The sequence below is a fragment of the Cognatishimia coralii genome (assembly GCF_037478305.1).
In the GTDB taxonomy this organism is placed as follows: Bacteria; Pseudomonadota; Alphaproteobacteria; order Rhodobacterales; family Rhodobacteraceae; genus Cognatishimia; species Cognatishimia coralii.
Map to the genome: position 1 here is coordinate 1 of NZ_JBBGAZ010000019.1, position 20,493 is coordinate 20,493.

A 20,493-nucleotide genomic window follows, 5' to 3' on the forward strand; every position below is an offset into this window, starting at 1 on the left:
GACCGTATGCTAATAAAGGGTACAGTATGGCAATTAACGGTACAATATGAAAATTAAGGGTACATCGTGCCGCTGAAAACAAACGATAATTTTAAAGGCAATTCTGATTAATGAGGGTACAGTGACACCAGAGGTGGGCGTCATGTGGAAGACCACACTTCTGAATTGGCGGTCCGGAGCGCAATGGAGCGTCTCATCATCTGGAAAGATCTCAGTGCAGGTGCCAAGGTCTGTGTCATGGCCAGACAAAAATCAATCGACCCGCAGAGACGCGCTGAGTTCAAAGAAGTCGCGCGCGAGATCATCGGCAAAGATCGTGCCGCTAAGAAGTACGGCTACTCGCAAAACACGATTGGTGAGATTGAGCGAGCATTGAAGCAAGCGTTTCTCGACGGAGTGGCTGCGGGAGCAGGGATCGCTCCAGAGCCAATCAAATCCGGTTTGACTTGGGAACAGGTGCCGCCTCGTCCACGCGAGACGCTTGCTTCATTGTCCTTCGGTTTCAGCAGGCGACTTGGAACCACGACAATTCCACCGAGGGCGATCCATCGTTTTCTCAAAGATGGAAAGTACCGATGGAGCTTCGAAACGGGCGAAGGCGTGCCTGGGGATCGTTCCATCGCAGACGGATCCGCGCGTCCATTGATCGACCTCGGATTGCTTGCAGAAGACCCAAACTGCGCAAATCGCTTCGAGCTGACTTCTGCCGGCGTCGAGCTTTGCCAAGACTATTGGCGACGTTCCGATGCCGATGATCCAACACTGCCCAAGATCAGCTTGCGACCCATGTGACGTCATCTGCGTCGCCAACGAAGGCGTTCAGTGTCCGCGAGAATTCTCCGGCACTCTTGGAACGGTGTCTCTGGTCTCAAATAGCGAAGCTGTTGGGACCATCACATCAGGCCGGGGACTGCGGCCCATTTGGGGATGACCGGATTTAGGTCGAGACCTTCCTATCGCCTCGACGCGAGGAAAAGCCAGACCGCCGGAGCGGTCTGGCCGTTGGCTTAGGCGGCGTCTTTCGGGCCCCAAGGGATGATCGCCTGCAGGGACAGATCGTCCTGGTTCGCGGCCTTGCCGAGGTTGGCGTTGAAGCCGTGGTCGCGGATGGTCAGCGTGTAGTAGTCGGCGCCGGTCTCCTTGTTCTGCTTCTTCCAGATGCCGCCGCACTCAACCAGTTTGCCGCGCGGGGAGCGACCGAGGACGCGGTGCGTGGGGGCCATCGGGTTCGCGCTTTCGACGGGTTCGACCGTGATGTCGAGGTCGAAGGTCAGGGTCGAGATGGAGCCGACGCCCTTGGCGGTTTCGATGTCGGCGCTGGTGAATTTGATGCAGTTCGTGGTCATTGCTCTTCTCCTTGTTTGCGTTGCAATGATGGTCACCTTGCAGCTGGCCAAGGCCCGGCCACACCGAAGGCGGAGCGCAGCGGAGAGGGCAGGTGCCGGTCTTTTTGCCTCGCGAGGAATGGCCCGCAGGGTCAGGGGAAAAAGATCGGTGACAACCCTTGTGGGCGGGACGACAGCTGCGACCAGCATGTCATGCAACTCAGACAAAGGGAGAAGTGCGGTGGCCGCGAAGGAAACCCAGGTGAACAGCCGATGGAACTGCCGGGGGTGGTGTCTTTTCTGCCCTCTCACCCCGAGCCGCAGCCGGACGGGTTCGCGCGTTGCCGAGCCTTGCCCAACGTGGCGCGACCTCGCGCATCCATGGCGAACTGGTTGAGTGCGGTGCCATCTGGCAGCTGCGGCCAATGATGGCGGAACAGCGTGTCCGGCAAAGCGAGGCCCAACACCGGCTGAGGCGCGGTGGACGAAACCATTGAGGCGACCCGCCCGCCCCAGCGACCGTTACCGAATGGCCGAGATGAAGCGTTGCCACGACCATGCGACGGCTGGTCGGGCTGGCTCTGGAAGAGACGGCACGGCCAGCGGTACGTCGCAGGGAGAGGCAGCGTTTCAGCTCGGGGAGGGCGCGGTCCTGACCAACGGGCAGGAGGGGCCAATGTTCCCCTTGAATGCTTCAACTTAAAAATCAAAAATTACTTCAACGGCAGGGACATTGAGACAGGCGGAACACATTTTGATTGAGCTGAAAATTGAACTTATTGGCATCAAGCCACCCATCTGGCGCCGGATCTTCGTTCCGAATGACATCAGCTTGGACATCCTGCATTCCGTTCTCCAGGGCGCTATGCCTTGGCAAGACTATCATTTGCATGAGTTCGAGATTGGCGAAGACAGGTTCGAGGCCCGCGACGAAAGTGACGATAGCTGGGATCCAAACGATGGCCGGAAGGACGAGAAGAGGTTTACTCTTGGAAAGCTCGTCAAGAAAGGCAGTCAGTTCACATACACTTATGATTTCGGAGATGGGTGGCGGCATCTCGTCACCGTTGAAAAGATTAGCAAACCAACCGGAAGACCAGATCTGGACTTTCCCGCGTGTGTTGCCGGAGAGCGAGCCTGCCCGCCAGAGGACTGTGGAGGGCCCTACTCTTACGAAGAGTTTCTCGACGCGTTGACCGACAAACACCACCCGGAACATCGTGGTACAAAGCAATGGGCCGGCGCGTTCGAACCGGAAGTGTTCAGCGTGCAGCAAGCCAATGCTGCCGTCGGTGCGATGTTCGTTTGGGCGAAAGAGTGTCGCGGTCTAAAGTGACTCCTGAAGCTGGCTTGGCGCGCGATCCATATGGCGAACCTCGCAACCATTTTGAAGAACTGAGATCGAGGTACCGACGTGACTACAAGCTCGACCATCATGCAGCCGTTGGTGAAAGCATGGGTGGATCAATTCGAAGAAGCGGACCGGGCGGATGCTGCAATCCTCGCGTCACTCATCCGGCTTGTCCCGGGTGATGCTTTTCGCCGCGATTTGACGCGGGTCCTTGAAGACCGCCTGAGGATCGGTCCCAACCCCGTGGCGCTTTACAACGAAACAGAGCGTAAGAAATGGAAAGGGCAACCCAACCGTTTGTTTCCCGAGACGTCCCGCGCGAGTAAAATGCAAAAAGGGAAAAAGACTGTGCGCGCATATGGCCGCGTCGGACCGCCGCTGGTGCCTCGTCAGCGACAGGTCGCCGAAGAAATAGGCAGTGAAGGGGTTGTCGCCAACGTCCTGACCCAGTTGCACAAGCGCCATCGAAAGTCGATCCTTCTCAACCCTGGGGCCGACATCATTCGCGAGAAGCGCGCGCGCCGGTTCGTTCTGGTAACGGACTTCATCGGAAGCGGAGATCGCGTCATCAACTATCTCAATGCCGCATGGAGGCTGCGGACAGTGCGCAGCTGGTGGTCGAGGCGCAGTCATTCCGGCCTTTGTTTCGAAGTGGTGGCCTACGCAGGGACAGAAGCTGGGGTCCAACGCGTAAAGGATCACGCCTCATCGCCCACCGTCAGCTTGGTGACACGATGCCCAACAATTCAAACGGTCTTTCCCCGAGGAAAAGTCAGGCGGATGGAAGAGCTGTGTCGTCGCTATGCGCCACCGGGGTCCAAACCCCTGGGCTATGGCGAAGTGGGGGCGCTTTTGGCGTTTGATCACGGCATGCCGAACAATGCACCTTCGATGTTCTGGAAGGATGCACGAAGATGGTCGGCGTTGGTACCGGAGCGAGCATCCAGTACAGCTGGTTCCCCCTACCAAGAAACGCACACTCCGGAGAAAGAAAGAGCGCGTATCGAAGCGTCTGCCAAGGCGTCGGACACCGGGGCAATTCTGCGCCCGACGAGCTTGGAAACGATCATCCTGTCTGCACTGCGCCGATCCCCCCGTCATTCCGAAGCGATATCGGGTCGTCTCGGCATGAACATCGATGATGTGTGCGAAATCCTTGACCGCTTGAAAGGTTGGGGTTGGATAAACGCGTCTCATCAATTGACCGAACGAGGGCGGATGGTTGCGTCACGACTGATCCGCCAGGACCGCAAGAGCCCACTTCCCCAAGGCGACGACACGATGTACTTTCCGAATGAGTTGAGAGCGCCACGCGATGTCTAGTGGTTGCCGGGGTAACGACCGGCACCGTTGGTGTCACGTCCTGCCCGCAGGAGGTGATGCCTGGGCCGTCGATTGCGATGAGCTCACGGTCAAGCTTTCGCTTGATGCTCAACTTGATCGAACCGCACGACCTTGCGGTCGCCGCAGCGGTAGGCTGACTTGCGATCCGATCAAGCTCACCCTGAAGGGTGGATAGTAGATGCGAACGTGGAGCTCTCAACGCTACTTCGCCGAGGGCCTTGCGGCGGGTGTGGATGAAACCATCCTCAAAAATGCAGTTGCGACAGCTGAACACACATTGCGGCAGGCAAATCCAGGCCCGCCGATCCTGACCCTTGGTCATCTGGGGCATTTGGCGGGCGTCGATGTCGGCATTTTGAAAGCATATGTCTCAAGGCAGGATGCGGACCCTTATCGGGAGTTCTCGATCCGCAAACGCCCGATCGCGGGCCAACCTCCGCGTTATCGGACAATCGCCGTGCCGGAGCCGTCCTTGCTGAGAGTCCAAACCTGGATCGCGTCCGAAGTCCTGCGTCATGCACCATGCCATTCGGCGAGCACGGCTTTTGCACCTGGGTCTCGGTTGGCCCAGGCCGCGGCGCGCCACTGTCGCGCAGTTTGGATGGTCAAGATAGATCTGCGGAACTTTTTCGAATCGGTGACCGAAATCGACGCGCATCGGGTGTTTTTGGAGCGGGGCTACCAGCCGCTCGTCGCGTTTGAGCTTGCGCGCTTGTGCACCCGTCTCCGCGACAAACATCGCAACGATACAGCTGTCTTGCCCCAGCGACGCACTCCCAAATTTCGGCACTCGTCCTTGACATCGCTTTATCCAAGAGACCTGCTTGGCGTTTTGCCGCAAGGCGCACCAACCAGTCCAATGTTGGCCAATCTCGCAGTGCGCGACCTAGATGAAAGACTGACTGCTATCGCGAAGACCTACGGCGTCCGATACTCGCGCTATGCAGACGATCTCACCTTTTCAACGACACGAAAGTCGTTTGGAAGATCCCGCGCACATGATCTGGTAGGGCGAGTGTATGAGACCCTGGCTGCTCGAGGACTGGCGCCGAACCAATCCAAGACGACGATTGTTCCTCCGGGAGCACGGAAAGTCGTGCTCGGCCTTTTGGTGGACGGAGACACGCCGAAGCTGACACGCGATTTCCGCTCGCGGCTTCGAAAGCACCTGTATCACATAAGCGCTCCCGATCAGGGGCCGGTCCAACATGCAGCGCGGCGCGGATTCGCCTCCGTTGAAGGCCTACGTCAACATCTCTTGGGCCTGATCGCGTTCGCCGGTCAGATCGATCCAATCTATGCGGCGAAATGTCGGGCGATTTTAGACTCGTCAGATTGGTCGCAGACAAGGAGGTAAATTTAATCCGTTCGATGGGCATCTTCTACCTGCGGATTCTCATCAATTTGGAGGAGCTTCTGGGCTCAAATCACCGCTGGAGAACCTAGAAAGTCCTTCCAGCTTGAGATCGCACTGATTTTGAACTCGTTTATCCTGTTTCCTATGAATTAAGTGTCGGCTTTCTACGTTGCTCCAGTATCTCTGAAATCCTAGTCACTTCATCAAACTCTTCGGGCCGGCTATGTCACCGCGCGTTTGGCCAAATAAGTGCAGATCGCACAGGCTACACTGACGACCAGCTCGGCCTCTGGCGTATTAACCTGCTGTCCTTCCAGCCCGTGACGAGCATTGTTGGACGCATAGCCCCACAGTTTCTCGGCTGCGGTATCAAGAGGTTTTGGAAGGTCCAATCGCTTTACTAGCTGACCGAATGTTGCTTTGGGATCACCGGCCAGATCCCGCGCGGTCGCTTCCATCGCGGCGCAGGCATGCTGGATTGCCCCAGTCACATCCGGCTCCGGCCGCCGTGAAATATCACGCAGTGCTTCATGGATCTCGCGTGCGGCGGCACTGCGCCCGGTTTGTTCCAGGATTTCGACGGCCTCTTGTGTCGCGCCGGTAAATGCTTCGGAGCCGCGATAGACAATCTGGCCGTCGTTCATATGCCAGCCGATGCCATTTTCGACAAAAAACTGGTTCAGCCGGTCATCAAACCTTCTTGCATTGTCGTTGAACCCTTGCGCGAGTGTCGCATGGAACGCTTCGGCGATGTCATAGACCTTGTACCAGGGACAGTCGGCAACAAGCCCGACGACCTCTTCCCAGATGTTGGGGTGCTCCGACCAGTTGTTCCGGTCAGGCGGAACGAGCAACACCTGACAGATGATCCGGCGCATGGCGGACGGACTCATGCCGATGTCCTGCCCAATCAGCGGGATCGCATAGCGCAGGTTTTCGGGCGCGTCCTCGTGAACGGTTATCTCCGCGGCTGCGCTGCGGTAGCCGTGCCGGTTCGAAAAACTCTCTGCCATTCTGTCAATCCCCTACGCTATCGGCACTGTGTGCAAATGGGCTTCAATCGCCTTGATCGCATCCGCGGTCAGCGGCAGGTTTCCCTTTTCGGCCTGCCAGTGCTCATGGAAGCGCGCGACAGTCTCGCGTGCGGTTCCCAGAACCAGCTTCTCGGATAGACCGGCGTTTGCAGCCAGGTGCGACAGCTCGTCCTGCGAGAACCCGGAGAACTTCTTGGTGCGGCTAAAGGTGAGCGCCGCCTTGTCGTCGTCTATGTAGGCAATGGTCGAAACAAAATCGTAACACGGCGCGAGCGCTGCCTGCCTACGATCCGGATAGATCAGCGACCAGTTCTTGAGGTGCATGTCGGCATTGCCGATCAGCACATTGAAAGTCAGCCGCCGGATAAACTCGGCGATGTCGGCCTCTCCGCATTCAGCGGCCAGTACCTGTGCGATGTTGCGCTGGCTTGCCTTCTCGTACTTGTCCTTGGGATAAACGCGAAAGACCTGCGCGAAGTCTTCAATGTGAACAGCGCTGCCATCACTTAGACGGTCAAATCTTTCGACCGCCAGCGCCTGACCTCTGACCTTATCCATGCCCTCGGGCAGGTTGCCGATGTCGGCAACATCGATCAGCCTTATCGGCGGAACATCCATGCCGCAGAGACGCGCGAGCGTCATTATCGAGAATTCATTCTCGGGGACAGCATCGAAGCCTTGGGCTGGCAACTTGACGATCCAGGAGCCGCCGACCCCCTTGGCCGGAATCGCAAGACCGCCTTGTTTGTCTCCCAAAGCCGAGAACTTCAACTGAACGCCTGCCAGCGAGAACCTCAGCGCCTGATCTCGATGATCATCGTGATGATCTTCACCATCATCAGCGTCGGGGGGCCACGCCTCGCCATCGGCGGGCCGAACAGTGACCGCACCGGGAAGGTCCTCGCCGAGAACCCAGAGCAGGAAAAATTCACGGACGGGCTTCACGCCCGCGCGCTCGGCGAGATAGTCTCGCATGTGACCTTCGGGCAGAAGATTGGAGAAGAAGGGCAGCAGGTGCATGTTCTGCGTACCGAAATCAGTGGTCAGTTCCCCAAGCTCATTCTTGAAACCGAGGCTCAGAACCGGCCTGCCCGCATCGGCGACATAGCCTTCAGAGAAAGCAAAGAGCGAGGTATCACTGCTGACCCGCGTCAACGTACCTATCGGCTCTCCGTAGAGCAGGACTTCAAGGACACTGACATCAGCCATGATCGTCACCATCCAGACGATAGGCCGGACGCGGTAAGGATGGTGCAGATACACCCGCCCCATGGGCGAGTGCGTTGCGCAGCATGCGCAACTGGCTCTGCGCCTGCTCGACCGCTTCCAAGTTGCGCGGATCGCTCAGAAACTCCTGCATGGCAGCAGACGCTTCTTGCAACTGAACAAGATCATCGGCTGAAAGCTTGAAGTGCATCAATTCGCGCGCCCGGCGCTGCAACTCCTGAACGACAATCTCAGAGAGCGTTTCACTGGGAAGCGCTGCTATCTGGTCATCAAGGCGCTGCAATAGGTTCGTCGCCTTACGCGCGCTCTGAACGTCAAGGTGACCATCATCATCACCGCGAATGATCGCCCGAACGGCAGGCAGCTTCTTGCGCGGGACTAGAGTCAATTCCAGATCAAGTACACGTGCAAGCTCGACCAGGCTGGACAGACGCAGATCGACCGCCCCGTTCTCGATCTTGGAGATGTGGCTCTGTGGAACCCCAGCCTTCGCACTGAGCGCGCGCTGAGAGAGCCCCTTGCGCTCCCGCGCGACTTTGAGCGACTCTGCTATGTGCTCTGTTGCGTAACCCATGATCTATCTTGCTGCTTCGTTTTCCACCCATGATATGCAAACACATATCACTCACTGAAGCAGACTTCAAGATTGATGTAGATTTCTACATCAAGAGATGCGCGTGATATGCTTTTATGCATCAAACGCCAGAGAAGTCACTTGCCGAAAAAAGATCCGCTGGAAACTCGGGAGCTTCGAGGATCGACAATCAGATGCTCTTAACAGCAGCCATGGAGCCGACGGCGTGCTCCGTGTGCAGCTTCTAAATGTACTTCCGATAGTCACTGCTGACCCTTTGCCCCGAGGGAACGTATTTCAACACGTCACCAACCTTACGGGCTGCTCGGATCGGAATCGGCAAGCGTTGGTTCATCTGGGTCGAGTTCCAGTTCACCTTCGTGAGGCTGAAAACTTCCTTCGCAATCTGTTCGATCGTGCTCTCGCTTTGCGGGTGTGGACAGAGCAACAGGGGGTTCGGGACATAGAGGCCAGGATAGGTCCCATAGTAGGGAATGCTGCCGTTGGTATAGAGCAGCCCATTGCCGTCCAGTTCAACGAAGGTGCCGCGGAGGACAGGGAAGTCGCCGTCGCGCAGCACCTTGACTGAATAGCTCTCATGAATCCAAACGAGATCGCGCAGTTCCACACCTGCCTCGTCGAGCGCCTTGCTAACACCCTCGGCCTCGTCCTCGCGAAAGCGCGACGTCTTCATGACGATCACGCGTGCCGGCATCGTTCTATGAACTGACTTGTAGGCGGCCAAGGCGCTCTCGGTAAGCTTGTGAGCCTCATCGATAGTGAGGAACGGGTGGCGACCCCGCGACTCTGACTGCGCAGGACCGCCTCTAAGAATGAACCCTCTGCCCCGCTCGTCGAACATTTGCGCAGCACTGGTCCATATTTCGTCGGTTTCGGCATCCTTGAAAAAGCTGATGCCAATGTAACAGGCGGTGAACTCGCCTTCTTCCGGCAATCTGCGCCAGGGCACCTTGCCGCTGCCCTTATAGTAGAGCGTCGTCATAAGGTTCCATGCGAGGTCAGCTCGGTCTTGGGTTTGGCGGTCAGAGTTCTCCTTGATTTTGCGAGGGATCTTGGCATCGGGGTTGATGACATCCTCCCAAACAATCTGAATTGAGAATCTGAGGTCCATCGCTCTGGCCTTGAGCAAGCCACGGAAGTTCGGAGAGGTTTCTCTGCCAGCTTTCGCGTCGGCCGCTTCGTCCTCTATAACTTCGTCATCGCGCGCCCGCTCGTTTCTGCAGACCCGTTCGATCAACTTGACAGGGAGAGAAACCATGACCACGTCCGGCCGTTCATGATGCGCCTCCAGCTTTTCCAGTTGCGCCATAACTGCGTCGACGGCCATCTCCACAGCACGCGCATCGCTCGGTTCCTTGGCAATCTTCTCGATCTGACCTTTGGTCAGTACTCCATCTTCGGCAGCCACCATTTCAAACCGGCACCGATAGGGGTTCTGGTTTCTCAACCCGGGGAAATCCGGGTGCAGGTTCGGGTGCTTTTCGGTCTTACCCTCGAACCCATCTTCGATCGCATTCAGAAACTCGCCTGATTTTTCGACGGTCAGAGCGCTGCCAACAACGCCGACTTTGATGGTGTCCCCGAGGTTCGTTTGCAGCGGACCCGCCTGTAGCAACCCCAATCGTGGATCAGGATGATGGTGCTGGTCGCCAAACTCCAGTTCCGGCTCCGGGAAGATCTTTGTCTTGAAGTCGCTCATAGGTCGAAGCTGCCTTGGTCATTCGAGCCGGACGGCTTCCTCGACCTCTGCGCCTTCGCGCCCCACACATCCTCGGGTACGCTTTTTGGCAGTTCGATGGAAGGCGGGTCGCCAAACTTGATGACGCGATCCGTCTTGGTGTCGGGCACCAGCAATTCGCCGGCATCTTCAAATTCCATACCCGACAGCAATCGATGCCACATGATCACCTGGCCTCGAACTGTACTGTTTGTGTCGAGGCGCTTCTTCCCGGACAACAAGGCATCCGGATAGTTGAGCGCTCGTTCTCCATCCGAAGTGAAGTAATAGGATGGATTGACGATCAGATACCACTGATCCGCCAAGCGCTCGAACCGGGGGTGGAATGAATGGTGCCGTACATAGTCGATGGGCCCCTCCCCCTTTGACTTCTGATAGACGCTGACAACGTCGGCCTGTGTCTTTTGCTTCGCGCCAAGATAGCGGAACTTGCGCGCGACGACTCCAGGTGTTGGTAAGAAGTAGAACTGCTTTTTCTTTCGGTCCCACCCGAGCAAATCCCGAAAGTCATGCGCCAGAGTATGTCGCAACAGCCCGGAAAATTTGTATTGCTGATCCACGGCGTCGTGTTGTGCCAGAAAGTCGGTTTCGATCCTTTCGACCTGATCCCGTTCGACCAAGTCACGGACGGGTGTGGTTAGCGGATCGCAGAATGTCCAAAGCGACGTTTCATCGATCATCCAATCGTACCGCTGGCCTTCCCGGACCTTATTCATCCGGGCGAGCGCCTTCTGGGTGGAGAGCTGAGTCTGTGCGACGTAGATTTCCTCAGGAAGCTGCAATGGCACCATGTTGATGATCGCGGCCTCCCCTCCTCCAAGTGGCGGGACGTAGTAACCGTGTCCTTGCTTGGCGACCGTCAGGGCCGCGAGGCGGTCCTTCGCGCGACTGTCCAAGACGTCACGCTCCTTGTCGAACTGCAATGTGCGTTCGGCCTCGCCAACGAGGTTTTCGAGCGACTTCCAGAAGAACGTGTCATCTGATTGCCTGTAGAGAACTAGGATCACGGGTAGGTTGGAGCCACGCCAGTAGTCGAAATCTGAAGCGCGGACACGATAGGTGAAACCGGCGTCCGTCTCGCCCACATAGCTGCCACGCTCAGTAGCCTTGACCTGAACGGCAATCATCTTCGCTGTCGGCTGATCATCGTCCATCACCTCAGCGATGCCGTCTATCCCTGCTTCCAGCCGTGAACGCCCATCGAATTGGAACCCAATTCGCAAGAATTGAAGATTAGCCGCCTTCTCCCCGATTTCGCCAATTCGCTGACTGGCAGTAATCTTCTTGTTCACGCCAATAACCCGTACCTTCCATATGACAGAGATAGCACTTCAATCAGCGTTTCGTAAGGCCTAGGGTACTACATGTAGGCCATGATGGATTGAATGATCGAAGGTGAACGGGCTAGGCGACCCTCGGATTGACCGGTCAACACGTCTATCAAGCTTTCCCGACCAGATGTCACCACGACTGACGTTGCTGCCGACGATGATGCCCCGAGGTAGCATCCGCAAGAGCAAAGTCGGGATGATCTCTGTGCCAAGGATTCCAGTTCGTCAGCCGACGCCGATTTGAAGCGGCTCCTCCACAACCCCCGCATCCACCAGCTGCTCCCGATCGGGAAGATTGCGAAGGCTCTCCAACCCGAAGGCAACGAGGAACTGTTCGGTGGTGACGAAGGTATACGGCGCCCCGCGTCGGGGCGACCGCGGCCCGGTCCCGATCAGCCCGCGCGCATGCAGCCGACCGATCAGGTCACGGTTGATCTCCTTGCCGAAGATGTCTTTCAACCCGTCGCGCGTGATCGGCTGGTGATAGGCGATGGCGGCCAGGACGGCGGTGTCGAACTCGCTCAGGTCGAGCAACTGATCGCTGACATCCGCCGCTGCGCGGATCGCGGGGGCGTAGATAGCCCGCGTCCGGAATATCCAGCCGCCAGCGACCGGCGCAACTTCAAAAGCCCGCCCTTCCAGATCGGCGGCAAGGTCCTCGACCAGCAGATCGACCGAGGCATCCTGCCCCACCACGCGGGCGAGATCTTCGCGCGGCACAGGGGAGGCAGAGGCGAAGAGAACTGCTTCGATCCGGCGCATCCATTCCCGCCAGCGCAGCTCCGGCGGTAGGTCCGTCAACGCGCGATCAAGCTCCGGTTCCGATCTGTCCTTTGCCATCGCTACACCCCGTAGAGCCGGAACGTGTCGCGCCCGGTCAGCTCGCGCACCGCGCTTAGGTCGACCAGTCGGTCGCAGAGCCGGCGGGCGGCGCGATCCGGCAAAGGCAGGGATGAAGGGGCCACGGCATCGCGGCTTAGAAACATCTCGACCGCCTCGCCCGCTCCCTTGGCCCGCAGCTTGGGTGCGACCGCTTTCAAATGCGCCGCCCGACGCGCGAGGTCGGCGGCCTGCCGAACGGCCTCGATCACCGACGAGATGAGTGCGCGATGACAGGCGAGACGCAGGTCGCCGCCTTGCTTGCGCAGATCGACGCGTTTCAGGCCTGCGGCCAGCAGCGGCACGAGATGATCCCAGCCAAGCGCCTGGGCGAGGGCGGCATCCGCGAGGATCAACGCCTTGGTCTCCATACGGGGCGCATCAATCAGCACCGCCTCGAGCACCATCGCGGCCCGGGTCACCGGTGCGCCTCTCCCCGCACCAAGACACGCGGCAACCTGGCGGGGGTCGAGGCTCGGCAAGGCTCGGCCCAGAGCCTTGACCGACACCGGCCGCTCCGCCACGCGCTTCCAGGCCAGATAAGTTTCACCGGCCGGTCCTGGCAGATCGCCGGGGCGCAGCAAATGCACGGCATCGCGCAGCTCCGCCTCCCGCTCCGGCCGCCCAGAAAACGCGACACACGCCTCCGCCGCGCGCAGCGCGAGCCTGTCCCGCAACAAGGCGTGGGGCACCTCTCCACGTCCCAACACAAGATGCAGGTGGTTCAGCGCTGCGCCCGACAAAAACGCAACATCTTCAAGGGTTTCAGGACGAACTGAGATGACCCAAGCGGGCATCCGGGGTAGGGTGTCGAGGTCGCTGATGTGATCCGGTCGGGCAAATGTCATGCCTAAAGCCTACATCAGCGCGGCGCTTATCGCCAGTCAATAGCGCACAAACCGCCCCGCCTTACTGTTCGTTATTATGTCCAATAAGTTTGCATTATCGGACACGATAAGATATGCTGGGAAGCAGTTCAATTTCATCGCTGGATTCACTGAAAAATGGCCGCAGAGGACGAGAAGTCGACATCATCAAACGCTGGTACGTTTAGTATCGCTCAGGACGACGAGAGAGATCAAGAAAAAAGCGACGGTATCTCCCTACCCGCCCACGTCGCGAGCTCAGGCAGCCTCGATCGCTTGGTAGACACTGCCCGCGGCTATGCCCGTGCCGCAGCTTCGGAAAACACACTGAAAGCTTATGCGAAGGACTGGGCAAATTTCGCGCGCTGGTGCCGGATGAAGGGCGCGGAGCCTCTGCCCCCGTCGCCCGAAATGATCGGGCTCTACCTTGCGGACCTGGCGTCCGGAGCGGGCCCCTCCCCTGCCCTATCGGTCAGTACCATCGACCGCCGCCTGTCGGGCCTCGCCTGGAACTATGTGCAGCGCGGCTTTGCCCTCGATCGCAAGAACCGGCACATCGCCACGGTGTTTGCAGGGATCAAACGCAAACACGCCCGACCGCCAGTGCAGAAGGAAGCGATCCTGGCCGAGGACATCCTCGCGATGGTCGCCACCCTGCCTTTCGACCTGCGCGGTCTGCGAGACCGGGCCATCTTGCTCCTCGGCTATGCAGGTGGTCTGCGCCGCTCGGAAATCGTCAGTCTTGATGTGCACAAGGACGACACGCCGGACTCGGGCGGTTGGATCGAGATCTTCGACAAAGGGGCCCTGCTCACCCTCAATGCCAAGACTGGCTGGCGTGAGGTCGAGATTGGCCGCGGCTCCAAGGATCAGACTTGCCCGGTGCACGCGCTCGAGCAATGGCTGCACTTCGCCAAGATCGACTTCGGCCCAATTTTCACCGGCACCTCGCGCGATGGCAAGCGGGCATCTGAAACCAGGTTGAACGACAAGCATGTCGCGCGCCTGATCAAGCGCACGGTTCTGGACGCCGGCATCCGGTCGGACCTGCCTGAGAAAGACCGCCTGGCGCTGTTCTCCGGCCATTCGTTGCGCGCCGGTCTCGCCAGCTCCGCCGAAGTCGACGAGCGCTACGTCCAGAAGCAGCTTGGCCACGCCTCGGCCGAGATGACCCGCCGCTATCAGCGGCGCCGCGACAGGTTCCGGGTAAACCTGACCAAAGCCGCCGGTCTCTGAGCCCCTGCCCTATCACGCCGCCTGCCCACTGAGCCTGCCGTAGAAGCTGCGCTCGAGATGCAGCTCCCCTGCCCCGGCTTTCTCGACCATGCCCCGCAGATAGCCGCCCGGCGAGGCAACCTCGCCCGCACTGTGCTTCTCGAAGACGAGGGCAAACGCGGCCGTGGCCACCTGGGTGCCCATTCGGTCCTGCGCCACGTTCCAGGCATGCTCAGAGATCCCGATCATCGGCCTGAGTTGACCGGCAACCCGGTGCAGATCGCCCCAATCCTTCAGGAATCCACCCAAATTCCGCGCCCAGGACGCGAACTCGGGACAAGCCTGCATGATTGTCGGCAGATCGAGCGCTGTGCGCTTCTTGCGCACCTCGGCAACCCAGTCTTCCAGCTCCCTGTCAACCCGCTCTTCCGGTGGCGCATTGGGCACCACACCCGCCGCTTCCTCTTTTTCAGAGGAATTACTAGTTACAGGATCAAGTTGGTTTGTAATTAGTATATGAGGTTCAGAAATGACCTCCCTGGGGTTCATTTCTTGAGTCTTCTCCATGACTTGGGTATCGTTATTACCGGTGCTTTCCACAGGTTTCACCGCGCCAGTCGCTTTGAGATAGGCCGCCTCAACCCGTTCCTGGAGTTCCTTGAACCATGTGAGCAAGCGCACCAACTGTTCAGAGGCTTCGTGTCGGTGCGGTAGCCGGTCGAGAAGCTCCTCGAAAAGCCCCGTGAATTGCCTCCAGGGCCCACGCAGAGCGCTGCTGAGAGCTGCCTCGATCCGGGCTCGGATCATCCGGCGCGCCACAGTGATCTGGCGCTTCAGGCGCTGGCAGAGTTCGCGCTCGGCCTGCAACTCGGTATGAAGTCCCTCGAACTCCTCGACACGGGCGGAAAGCGGTGAAAGATCGAAGCCATAGGCCTCGACGATACGCCCCTCAGCGTCCCTGCGGCCCCACCGCTTGCCATTGGGGCTGTCTTGGAAGGAGATCACGCCGATCTCAGCAAGACGCCGCGCGTGGCGCTTGAGGGCCGATAGGGAAAAGCCCGTTTGCTCCATCAGATAAGCGTTCGACGCCCAGACGATCGGACGCTGCCCCTCCTCCCAATCCTGGGCCTGCGTGAAGGCCCCGAGCGTGTCGAGGAGCATCATGTCGCCGGCTTTCAGGCCGATATGTGCCCCCACGCGCTTGAGTGCCACGAAGGCCCGTGTTTTGGGTATTGCTACCCGTTCACCGGCTTGGGCAAGTTGCTCAGCAACCCCAAGACCCGGTGTCGGCTTGCGCCAACCTGTATGTTTCATGCCTGTTTCTCACCTCCGGTTAGTTGGAGGCAAAAGAAAGCCGTTCGCTCAGGAGCGTTCGTCGTTGACAGTGAATCCTGCGAGACTTATCTTGAAGGCGACCAAACCATTAAGATCAGCTCTCAGGCCACACCGCTTGGGGGCTTTTCTTTTGCCTTTATTTCGATTGTCGTTCCTTTTTGCTCCTTGCCTCGTCGTTCTGGAGAATATGTCGCTGACATTGTCGTCAGTCGGTTTCCTTCCCCGAACCTTCGGCGCTCAAGTAGTCGGCGACTAAATCTCCGAGCTTCTCGAGACGCTCTTGGTCTATCGGCACACCTGCAACCTTGATGGATAGGTTTCCATCGACTGAAGTCGCCGAAAGATTTCGGTTGCCCACCTTGCGTTTGACCGTGAGCTTTCTGGGCTTTGCCTTCGGTTTGAGCTTGGGTTTGTTCACCCTCTCCAAGCTCGCTAAGGCTCCCTGCAAATCACGAAAGCTCATGTCGTAGACATTCTTGAACGCGTTCAAGATTTGATCCTGCGCAGCGAAGACAGACCTCGCTCGTGAGACTAGGCTCTCATGCACGCCAATTTTCTTTGCGAAGGCCACAGCTGTCAGCTTGTCTGCCCCAGAAGCCAACGTTTCATACATTTCACCAATCGAAACCAAACGCTCAAATGGGCTAAGATTCTCGCGCTCCTCATTCTCGCGGAACCGCAGAAACAACATCTCAAACTTGCTGTTCTCGGCGTTTCGCGCTTCCGGCGAAGCGAGGATTGCACGAAGAGGTAAACCCAACTCCGACGCGGCCGCCAGTCGGCGGCGTCCTGTAAGCATGACAAATGGAACACCAGTGACGTTCGACGGCTCCAACGGATCCGGCTCCCAATCCGGATCCTCGGGCCACACCAGAATGGGTGTGTCCTGCCCGTTCGAGGCAATGCTGTTTACCAGAGACCTGAATGCTTCCTGGGACATCCAGTCTTGACGGCGGTCTGTCCCCATCGGATCTGATATCTGGCCTGGCGACAGGCTTATTTCGTGGCGGCCGTTTAAGATATCCGAACAAAGCTCAGCTCTGCTTCGCTCCACAGCGGCTTGCGATTGCGCAAGCGCCCCTGATTTCCAAGCACTGCCGGCCCCCTTGAAAGGAGTAGAAACAGCGTCGCCCGTTTCTGCCCGGCCTTCGGGACCGGGCGTGCGCTCCTTGGATGTGTCGGGACTAGTAGCCTTGCTGACCAGCGACCTTGGAATACTGCGTTTCATGCTTCACCCTCGCCGTCATCTTCATAGAACTCGTCCATCCATGTATTGGCATAACCGCGTTCGAAGCCCGGCCAGAGTCGCGATACTATGGCGTCGTTAACCGCATCGGCATTCGTGATGAACCGGTTGATCCCCTTGCGTTTTCCCGGCGTGTCCGGCTCATATTCGTATACGGATTGATAAACGTCTGACGCATTCGAGATTGCGTCGGAACGCAGATAAAACACCGGCAGAATTTCCGTGGGGCAGTGTTCCAGCAGGTTTCCGATGTGGTTTAGATCCTGCGCATTGGATCGTTGGACGATCGTCGGCAACAGCATGTTGGCACCAGTTCCTATTTCGATCCGTTCATGGGCCAGAATATGCTGAAGCATCCCCAGCAGGCCGGTCACAAAGGTCGACAGCGTTGCGATGTCAAACCCCTTCATGGTTTGCGGGATGACCAGCGAAGTCGACGCAATCACGTTATTCAGCTGGAAAAGTGTCAACGCAGGCTGATAGTCGATGATGATGACATCGAGGGTCTCGGTCAGCGCAGCGTTCAGTCGCTGCTGATCGACCTTGCCCTCGACTACCAATTCGTTGGGCAGCGTTTTTGGCGGGTGGCCCGCTTTCCAGCGATCAAGGGCATCGCGCAGGTAGCGATAGAAGCTCTTTCCGGCGGGGGCCTCTCGCACAAGGCGCGCAATCTGGATCTCTCCCTCAGACGTTTCGCCATGTGCCGGCAGCAGACGCAGCCCCGGCCAGGAGGTCTTTAGAAAGAAGCTGTCGAGCGTCTGCGCATCGTGATCAGTGTATGGCGCATCTTCCGACTGGAAGAGGCCGGCAAAGTCCACCATGGAGGCGGTGTTTTCGTCGGGCATCTGGGGAAGACCTTCACCCCCGACAAAGTAGAGCGTTATCGTGCTTTGCGGGTCTGCATCCATGACACCAACGCGCATGCCGTAATGCAAGCTGAGATACTGCGCAAAATGCGCGGCGCTCAGGCTCTTAGCCGTGCCCCCTTTCTGGCTGGCAAACGAGATGACGGGTAAGGGGGCGTCGGGTTTGCGCCAGGCTAGGTAGTCGTAGGGCCGCTTTGCCGAGGCCGCCAGAAGGGCCCGCATGTGCATCAATTCGGAAAGCGTGAAAACACGCTCTCTTCCAACATATTCGCCCGCGGGAAAGTCGTCGCTCGAATTGGCGAACTTGGTTAGATACTGAATACTGACGTTCATAAACCTTGCGCACTGGCGCATTGACCACGTGCGCTTGATGCGCTGACGCAAGGTGAGTTCCTTGTTCACTGCCACCATCGTGCGCTCAAGCCCACGTGACAGGTCCGTCAAAAACTGTTCTAGACTACCGCTCATTCCTAAGCCCTGACTTCGGTTGGGTCCGAGTTCGACTCGATTCTGCTTCCATGGTAGCACGGTTTTGGAGGAAAGATAAAGATACCACGCGCCTATGAGTTTCAGGCGCTTATTTAGAAGCTCCACCACCCCTAAAACTCCAATCTTGAACGCGTTCAAGATTGGAGTCTTGATGGGCCGGTCGGTGGAGAACCGACCGGCCTTAGCCGTCACGCGGCGTCTTTCGGACCCCAGGGGATGACGGCCTGCAGGGACAGATCGTCCTGGTTCGCGGCCTTGCCGAGGTTGGCGTTGAAGCTGTGATCGCGGATGGTCAGCGTGTAGTAGTCGGCGCCGGTCTCCTTGTTCTGCTTCTTCCAGATGCCGCCGCACTCGACCAGCTTGCCGCGCGGGGAGCGACCGAGGACGCGGTGCGTGGGGGCCATCGGGTTCGTGCTCGCGACGGGTTCGACCGTGATGTCGAGGTCGAAGGTCAGGGTCGAGATGGAGCCGACGCCCTTGGCGGTTTCGATGTCGGCGCTGGTGAATTTGATGCAGTTCGTGGTCATTGCTCTTCTCCTTGTTTGCGTTGCAATGATGGTCACCTTGCAGCTGGCCAAGGCCCGGCCACACCGAAGGCGAAGCGCAGCGGAGAGGGGCAGGCGCCGGTCTTTTTGCTCCGCGAGGAATGGCCCGCCGGGGCAGGGGAAAAAGATCGGCGACAACCTTTGTGGACGGGACGACAGCTGCGACCAGCATGTCATGCAACTCAGACAAAGGGAGAAGTGCGGTGGCCGCGAAGGAAACTGGGTGAACAGACGAGAGAGATGCCGCAAGGAGTAGGGATTGTCTTCTCGCCCATCCAAACTTCAAGACTCTTCGAAGACCAAAGCCGTCAGATCACAAATCGATGGCAACGGCAGGGCGTTCGCCCATCTTTCCGTGGCATCAAAGGAGCGTTTGCGTCCGCATTCGGAGATGCAGGCGTCCAGATACCATCGAGTTGCTAGACACTCATCCGCTCTGGTGCCCGACACATGGCCAGACCTGGCTCTGAGATGCTTCGCGTGTCGCTGTTATCCTCAGACCAATGGAAGTGTCCTGAGCCAGAGATCAAAACGAGGTCATAGCGCGCTCAACAACTCGATTGCATGTGCCAGTGGTAACGCTCGAATGTCCTTCGCGACGGGGACCTCATGCTCACCGGCATAGACCAGGAGCTTTCGGTTGGCTCCAATGTCCTCGGCCCCTGTGTGAAATCCTCTCGAAACCTTCGGTGCAGTCGTTCGTTTGATCTCAACAGCCCAGATGTCGCCGCTTGGCAAACGCAAAACCAAGTCGAGTTCAGCACCGGCCGAAGTGCGATAGAAGAAAGGTTCGGTGCCTAAAGGGGCGGCAGCAAGAAGCGCCTCGATACAGAACCCCTCCCAACTGCCGCCAACGACCGGGTGCCCGAGCAAGCCTTCTGTCGTGCCGATGCTCAACAGCGCATGCACGATCCCGCTGTCTCTCACATACACCTTTGGCGATTTCACCAGACGCTTGCCGACATTCTCGTGCCAAGGCTGCAGGCGTCTCACCAGCATGAGATCGACGAGCAGATCGAGGTAGCGCCCAACGGTCTGGCCCGACACGCCCAACCCCTCGGCAAGGGCCGCGGCGTTCAGAAGGCCGCCCTGGACATGCGCAAGCATCGTCCAGAACCGCCGCAAGGTCGCTGCCGGAATCCGAGGTCCGAGGGCAGGGATGTCTCGTTCCAGATAGGTGCGCAGGAAATCCAGACGCCAGTCCATACTTGCCCGATCGCTCGCGGCCTGAAAGCTATCGGGAAAGCCGCCGCGCAGCCAGAGCAAGTTTAACTGATCCGCCCCCACCTCGTCAGGCTGCAAGGGGGGCATTTCAACATATCGAACACGACCGGCGAGGGATTCCGCCGTTTGGTGCAAGAGGATATTGGAAGCCGATCCCAATAGCAGGAACTGTCCCGTCCGAAACCCGGCCCGCCGACGCTGATCGATCTGGCCGCGCAAAGTTTTGAAGAGGTCAGGCATCTGCTGCACCTCGTCGAGGATGACGAGTTTGCCCGCCTGTTCGTCCAGATAGAGATCTGGTTCAGTCAGGATTTGCCTGTCCGCCTCACGCTCAAGGTCGAGATAGACAGATGGGCGCTCTGATGCGATGTCGAGTGCAAGTGTTGTCTTTCCGACCTGTCGGGGGCCGAGAAGGACCACAGCCGCTTGGCTCTCCAAGGAAGACTGAACGAATTGTTGGGTCTTGCGTTTGTACATACCTTGCAATTACTCCACGATACGGAAGATTTGCAAGGTTAATCTTACC

General features: G+C 58.3%; 19 protein-coding genes. 5 read left to right on the forward strand and 14 right to left on the reverse strand.

What is annotated here, in order from left to right; genetic code table 11:
- Positions 1–144 precede the first annotated feature (144 nt).
- Positions 145–792 carry a hypothetical protein gene (locus tag WG622_RS18145; RefSeq protein ID WP_339404788.1) on the forward strand — a complete coding sequence of 216 codons (648 nt, stop codon included), beginning with the start codon at positions 145–147 and terminating at the stop codon, positions 790–792.
- A 215-nt stretch (positions 793–1,007) separates the two neighbouring features.
- Here WG622_RS18145 and WG622_RS18150 read toward each other — a convergent pair whose 3' ends face one another.
- On the reverse strand, positions 1,008–1,346 hold the full coding sequence (locus WG622_RS18150) for a DUF736 domain-containing protein (protein WP_339404789.1): 339 nt from the start codon (positions 1,344–1,346) through the stop codon (positions 1,008–1,010).
- Between the two features lie 287 nt (positions 1,347–1,633).
- Positions 1,634–1,819 carry a hypothetical protein gene (locus tag WG622_RS18155; RefSeq protein WP_339404790.1) on the reverse strand — a complete coding sequence of 62 codons (186 nt, stop codon included), beginning with the start codon at positions 1,817–1,819 and terminating at the stop codon, positions 1,634–1,636.
- 260 nt (positions 1,820–2,079) lie between these two features.
- On the opposite strand from WG622_RS18155, the gene WG622_RS18160 reads away from it, so the two are divergent.
- The 3 genes from WG622_RS18160 (at position 2,080) to WG622_RS18170 (ending at position 5,377) form a co-directional block, all read left to right on the forward strand.
- Positions 2,080–2,661: a plasmid pRiA4b ORF-3 family protein gene (locus WG622_RS18160; protein WP_339404791.1), complete on the forward strand. Its 582-nt coding sequence runs from the start codon at positions 2,080–2,082 to the stop codon at positions 2,659–2,661.
- Positions 2,662–2,739: 78 nt separating this feature from the next.
- Positions 2,740–3,999, forward strand: a complete 1,260-nt coding sequence (locus WG622_RS18165) for a phosphoribosyltransferase-like protein (protein WP_339404792.1) — start codon at positions 2,740–2,742, stop codon at positions 3,997–3,999.
- A gap of 199 nt (positions 4,000–4,198) precedes the next feature.
- Positions 4,199–5,377: a reverse transcriptase family protein gene (locus tag WG622_RS18170; RefSeq protein ID WP_339404793.1), complete on the forward strand. Its 1,179-nt coding sequence runs from the start codon at positions 4,199–4,201 to the stop codon at positions 5,375–5,377.
- Between the two features lie 221 nt (positions 5,378–5,598).
- Here the strand turns inward: WG622_RS18170 and WG622_RS18175 are convergent, their stop codons facing one another.
- The 7 genes from WG622_RS18175 to WG622_RS18205 form a co-directional block, all read right to left on the reverse strand.
- Positions 5,599–6,390, reverse strand: coding sequence for an AbiJ-NTD4 domain-containing protein (locus WG622_RS18175; protein WP_303965088.1), 792 nt, complete (start codon positions 6,388–6,390; stop codon positions 5,599–5,601).
- A gap of 12 nt (positions 6,391–6,402) precedes the next feature.
- Positions 6,403–7,620, reverse strand: coding sequence for a type II toxin-antitoxin system HipA family toxin (locus WG622_RS18180; RefSeq protein WP_339404794.1), 1,218 nt, complete (start codon positions 7,618–7,620; stop codon positions 6,403–6,405).
- Complete coding sequence (locus WG622_RS18185) at positions 7,613–8,212, reverse strand: helix-turn-helix domain-containing protein (RefSeq protein WP_339404795.1); 600 nt, start codon at positions 8,210–8,212, stop codon at positions 7,613–7,615. The genes WG622_RS18180 and WG622_RS18185 overlap by 8 nt, the downstream gene beginning before the upstream one ends.
- Before the next feature lie 244 nt (positions 8,213–8,456).
- Positions 8,457–9,932, reverse strand: coding sequence for an argonaute/piwi family protein (locus WG622_RS18190; RefSeq protein WP_339404796.1), 1,476 nt, complete (start codon positions 9,930–9,932; stop codon positions 8,457–8,459).
- Positions 9,929–11,263 (reverse strand): DUF4365 domain-containing protein, encoded by a 1,335-nt coding sequence (locus WG622_RS18195; protein WP_339404797.1) that lies wholly within the window; start codon positions 11,261–11,263, stop codon positions 9,929–9,931. The genes WG622_RS18190 and WG622_RS18195 overlap by 4 nt, the downstream gene beginning before the upstream one ends.
- Positions 11,264–11,527: 264 nt before the next feature.
- On the reverse strand, positions 11,528–12,142 hold the full coding sequence (scpB, locus tag WG622_RS18200; RefSeq protein WP_339404798.1) for an SMC-Scp complex subunit ScpB: 615 nt from the start codon (positions 12,140–12,142) through the stop codon (positions 11,528–11,530).
- Between the two features lie 2 nt (positions 12,143–12,144).
- Positions 12,145–13,029 (reverse strand): DUF1403 family protein, encoded by an 885-nt coding sequence (locus WG622_RS18205; protein WP_339404799.1) that lies wholly within the window; start codon positions 13,027–13,029, stop codon positions 12,145–12,147.
- Between the two features lie 156 nt (positions 13,030–13,185).
- Here WG622_RS18205 and WG622_RS18210 point away from each other — a divergent pair, with 156 nt between their 5' ends.
- Entirely contained in the window at positions 13,186–14,283 is a 1,098-nt protein-coding gene (locus WG622_RS18210; protein WP_339404800.1) for a tyrosine-type recombinase/integrase, read from the forward strand.
- Positions 14,284–14,295: 12 nt separating this feature from the next.
- Here WG622_RS18210 and repC read toward each other — a convergent pair whose 3' ends face one another.
- The 5 genes from repC to WG622_RS18235 all read right to left on the reverse strand — a co-directional run bounded on the left by repC (position 14,296) and on the right by WG622_RS18235 (position 20,444).
- Positions 14,296–15,576, reverse strand: coding sequence for a plasmid replication protein RepC (gene repC, locus WG622_RS18215; protein ID WP_339404801.1), 1,281 nt, complete (start codon positions 15,574–15,576; stop codon positions 14,296–14,298).
- 226 nt (positions 15,577–15,802) lie between these two features.
- Positions 15,803–16,825: a ParB N-terminal domain-containing protein gene (locus WG622_RS18220; protein ID WP_339404802.1), complete on the reverse strand. Its 1,023-nt coding sequence runs from the start codon at positions 16,823–16,825 to the stop codon at positions 15,803–15,805.
- Entirely contained in the window at positions 16,822–18,177 is a 1,356-nt protein-coding gene (locus WG622_RS18225) for a ParA family protein (RefSeq protein WP_009804235.1), read from the reverse strand. Before WG622_RS18225 ends, WG622_RS18220 begins: the two co-directional genes overlap by 4 nt.
- A 209-nt stretch (positions 18,178–18,386) precedes the next feature.
- Complete coding sequence (locus WG622_RS18230; RefSeq protein ID WP_045683953.1) at positions 18,387–18,725, reverse strand: DUF736 domain-containing protein; 339 nt, start codon at positions 18,723–18,725, stop codon at positions 18,387–18,389.
- Between the two features lie 555 nt (positions 18,726–19,280).
- The gene (locus WG622_RS18235) at positions 19,281–20,444 is read right to left on the reverse strand and encodes an ATP-binding protein (RefSeq protein ID WP_339404803.1); all 1,164 of its coding nucleotides are present in this window, start codon (positions 20,442–20,444) and stop codon (positions 19,281–19,283) included.
- Positions 20,445–20,493: the final 49 nt, after the last annotated feature.

Bases quoted from the DNA above. Each gene is read 5' to 3' on its own strand.
- WG622_RS18150 (WP_339404789.1), bottom strand. From the start codon at position 1,346: ATGACCACGAACTGCATCAAATTCACCAGCGCCGACATCGAAACCGCC.
- WG622_RS18155 (WP_339404790.1), bottom strand. From the start codon at position 1,819: ATGGTTTCGTCCACCGCGCCTCAGCCGGTGTTGGGCCTCGCTTTGCCG.
- WG622_RS18170 (WP_339404793.1), top strand. From the start codon at position 4,199: ATGCGAACGTGGAGCTCTCAACGCTACTTCGCCGAGGGCCTTGCGGCG.
- WG622_RS18175 (WP_303965088.1), bottom strand. From the start codon at position 6,390: ATGGCAGAGAGTTTTTCGAACCGGCACGGCTACCGCAGCGCAGCCGCG.
- WG622_RS18180 (WP_339404794.1), bottom strand. From the start codon at position 7,620: ATGGCTGATGTCAGTGTCCTTGAAGTCCTGCTCTACGGAGAGCCGATA.
- WG622_RS18185 (WP_339404795.1), bottom strand. From the start codon at position 8,212: ATGGGTTACGCAACAGAGCACATAGCAGAGTCGCTCAAAGTCGCGCGG.
- WG622_RS18190 (WP_339404796.1), bottom strand. From the start codon at position 9,932: ATGAGCGACTTCAAGACAAAGATCTTCCCGGAGCCGGAACTGGAGTTT.
- scpB (WP_339404798.1), bottom strand. From the start codon at position 12,142: ATGGCAAAGGACAGATCGGAACCGGAGCTTGATCGCGCGTTGACGGAC.
- WG622_RS18205 (WP_339404799.1), bottom strand. From the start codon at position 13,029: ATGACATTTGCCCGACCGGATCACATCAGCGACCTCGACACCCTACCC.
- WG622_RS18210 (WP_339404800.1), top strand. From the start codon at position 13,186: ATGGCCGCAGAGGACGAGAAGTCGACATCATCAAACGCTGGTACGTTT.
- repC (WP_339404801.1), bottom strand. From the start codon at position 15,576: ATGAAACATACAGGTTGGCGCAAGCCGACACCGGGTCTTGGGGTTGCT.
- WG622_RS18220 (WP_339404802.1), bottom strand. From the start codon at position 16,825: ATGAAACGCAGTATTCCAAGGTCGCTGGTCAGCAAGGCTACTAGTCCC.
- WG622_RS18225 (WP_009804235.1), bottom strand. From the start codon at position 18,177: ATGAGCGGTAGTCTAGAACAGTTTTTGACGGACCTGTCACGTGGGCTT.
- WG622_RS18230 (WP_045683953.1), bottom strand. From the start codon at position 18,725: ATGACCACGAACTGCATCAAATTCACCAGCGCCGACATCGAAACCGCC.
- WG622_RS18235 (WP_339404803.1), bottom strand. From the start codon at position 20,444: ATGTACAAACGCAAGACCCAACAATTCGTTCAGTCTTCCTTGGAGAGC.